Genomic DNA, 3,351 nt, shown 5'->3' on the forward strand with positions numbered 1-3,351 from the left:
CTCCCCCGCTCCCCCGCTCCCCCACTCGGCAAACAACTGGGGTAGCAAAGTGGGTGGCCCAGCAAGATGCACTTCGGCTCCACTGGCCATCAAACTCCAGATATTAGACCGCGCTACCCGCGAGTGCAGGATATCTCCGACGATCGCAATTTTTTTTTCTTGGAGCAATTCTAATCTGGGTCGGTCTGGGTCTAGCAGAGAACAGATGGTAAATAAGTCTAGCAGCGCTTGTGAAGGATGTTCGTGCTGACCGTCACCTGCGTTGAGGACGCTCACCTGCGATTCTAAGCGATCCATCTCTTTCGCGATCGCTTGCGGCACCCCCGCCTCCTTATGGCGAATCACCATTATATTCATTCCCATCGCCAAATAAGTGATCGCCGTATCCAAAATAGTCTCTCCTTTCGTCAGAGAAGACGTTGCCGGTGCAAAGCTAAGCGTATCCGCCGAAAGTCGCTTAGCGGCGAGTTCAAAACTATTGCGAGTCCGGGTAGACGGCTCAAAAAACAGGGTTGCCACCACCTGTCCTTGCAGCGTCGGTACTTTTTTGACCCGCCGCGACAGCACTTCCCTAAAACTAGCAGCAGTTTGCAACACTGTATCGTACTCAGCAGCAACAAAATCAGCTAGCGAAATAACGTGGCGGCGTGTCCAAGTAGTAGTAGCCATGCGAGTAATTAAGCCAAATTATCTCAGATTTTCACATTAAAACACTTTATTTCGATCGTTCGAGATTATCCCGGCTTTTTTAGACAGGGATGGAGTTCTTGTTGGGTATTTATACGTTATTTATATTTGCCTATCTAAATATTTTTACTTGATGTATAATTAGCCAGATGCCATGCCATAAAAAATTTGAGGGTACATATACCTAAAGATAGAAAAACTATGGAAATTTATTAAATAGAGGTCTGAAAATCTTTACAAATAGGCTGTAGAAATTATAATAAATAAAGCTGTAACCTAAGTTATGGCTAGATGGCTATTAAAAAAAACTAAAAAATACACGCAAGTTATAAAACCTTTTGAGAGATACGGCAAAGATTACACGCCATTGAATTGGGAATAATAGATCGAACCTCCAGGATGACAAACATGAAAGCAGCATTGCCTAGAAACGAACTAGGAAGGCTCGAAGTGCTATGCCAGTATCAAATTCTCGACAGCGATACCGAACAGGCGTTTGAAGATATCGCCCATTTAGCAGCACAACTTTGTGGCGCTTCCATTGCAGTCATCAATATTATCGAGTTAAGACGTCAGTGGGTGAAAGCAAAAGTTGATTTGGACATCAAACAAATACCTCGCGATGCTTGGTTATGTCCAATTTGCGTTCAGGAAGGCGATATAGTAATTATTCCCGATACTCTGAGCGATCGCAGGTCTAGGACAAACCCTATAGTTACGTTTTACCCCTACGTGCGGTTTTACGCTTGTGTCCCTCTGATTTCACGAGAAGGCAAAGCGATCGGATCTCTATGCGTACTCGATCTCGTACCCCGAGAAATCACTTCCGAGCAAGCAGAGTCACTCCGAGCCCTGAGTCGTCAGGTTATTACTCAACTAGAGTTACGGCATCATTTAGCAGACTTAGCTTGTACTACGATCGAGTGCAAGCGTTTGCAGGCAGAACTTAGCCACAGAGAAAAGCTGCTGACTGACTTCTTGGAAAATGCAGCGATTAGCCTGCATTGGGTAGGGCCAGACGGCAAGATCCAGTGGGCAAACAAAGCAGAACTAGATCTTTTAGGCTACACTCCCCAGGAATATATCGGTCAGCACATCGCTAACTTTTACCCAGACAAAGAAGTAATAGATGATATTTTAAGTCGCCTCGCCGCGAATCAGACATTACACAACTATGAAGCTAGGTTGCGATGTAAAGATGGCTCTGTTAAGCACGTCCTCATCGACTCAAATGTATGCTGGGAAAATGGCAAATTTGTCCACACGCGATGTTTTACACGCGACATTACCGCCCGCAAACAGGCAGAGTCAGAACGCGATCGCTTTTTTAACTTATCCTTAGATATGTTATGTATCGCTGGAACGGACGCCTATTTCAAACGCTTAAACCCAGTATTTGAAAAAACTCTAGGTTACACCAATTCCGAACTTTTAGCACAACCATTTTTGAATTTTGTTCATCCCGAAGATCGCTCTTCAACCATCAGTGAAGTTGAAAAGCTTGCTAATGGCTCACCTACCATCAATTTTGAGAATCGCTATTCTTGCAAAGATGGCTCCTATAAATGGCTGGCATGGACAGCTTTTCCTATTGTTGAAGAGGGTTTAATTTATGCGATCGCTCGCGACATCACAACAATAAAACAAGCCGAACAAGAACGCATCCAAATTTTGCAAAGAGAACAAGCTTCCCGCGCTGAAGCTGAGGCAGCGCGAAACCGGATCGTCAATATTCTTGAAAGTATCACCGATGCTTTCTTTGCTTTAGATGATGAATGGCGATTCACTTATATCAATCAACAAGCAGAGATTTTTTTACAGCGAAAACAGTCGGAATTATTGGGTAAAAATATATGGTATGAGTTTCCAGAAGCAGTAAATTCTGATTTTTTTAAGGAATATCATAAAGCTGTATCAGAACAAATCAGCGTTAAATTTGAAGCATTATATTTACCGCTAAATACATGGTTTGAAGTTTATGCTTATCCGGCGCGAGATGGATTATCTGTATATTTTCGCAATATTAACGAACGTAAGTTATTTGAAGAACAAATATCTCAACAAGCCGCTCTAATTGATATAGCAACAGATGCTATTTTTGTGCAAGATATGAATAGTAAAATTCTTTTTTGGAACAAAGGTGCCGAACGCCTTTATGGCTGGAAAACAGAAGAAGCCCAGGGAGAGTATGTTCGTCAGCTTTTGTACGATCGAGAACAAGATAATTATCCCCTAATTGAGAAAAAGCTTGTTAAGAAAGGCTCTTGGCAAACAGAACTGCATCAGCTCTCCAAATCCGGCAAAAAGCTCGTCGTTCAAAGCCGCTGGACACTGGTCTGCGATGAAACAAATCAACCCAAATCTATTCTTGTCGTCAATACTGACATTACAGAAAAGAAGCAACTAGAAGCGCAGTTTCTTCGCGCACAACGCATGGAAAGCATTGGTACTCTTGCAAGCGGCATAGCTCACGATTTGAATAATGTCTTAGCACCAATTCTAATGGCGATTCAACTGCTAGAAATACAACTTGAAGATGATCGCAGCAAACGCCTGCTAAGTAGTCGGACAAAAGTAATCGACACTGTATGAACTTTTGTTAAGGCACTTGCAGGAGTGCGATCGCTACCCCAGGATAGTACAAATGTATTGTAAGACTTGACA

2 protein-coding genes are annotated in these 3,351 nt (G+C 43.0%); one reads left to right on the forward strand and one right to left on the reverse strand.

The window, feature by feature from the left end:
* A partial coding sequence (locus H6G03_RS37005; protein ID WP_190475917.1) for an aspartate carbamoyltransferase occupies positions 1-669 on the reverse strand: 669 nt, incomplete at its 3' end.
* A gap of 417 nt (positions 670-1,086) precedes the next feature.
* On the opposite strand from H6G03_RS37005, the gene H6G03_RS38600 reads away from it, so the two are divergent.
* Positions 1,087-3,279 carry a PAS domain S-box protein gene (locus tag H6G03_RS38600; protein ID WP_191056972.1) on the forward strand — a complete coding sequence of 731 codons (2,193 nt, stop codon included), beginning with the start codon at positions 1,087-1,089 and terminating at the stop codon, positions 3,277-3,279.
* Positions 3,280-3,351: the final 72 nt, after the last annotated feature.

Origin of the sequence: Aerosakkonema funiforme FACHB-1375 (assembly GCF_014696265.1) — a bacterium.
In the GTDB taxonomy this organism is placed as follows: domain Bacteria; phylum Cyanobacteriota; class Cyanobacteriia; order Cyanobacteriales; family Aerosakkonemataceae; genus Aerosakkonema; species Aerosakkonema funiforme_A.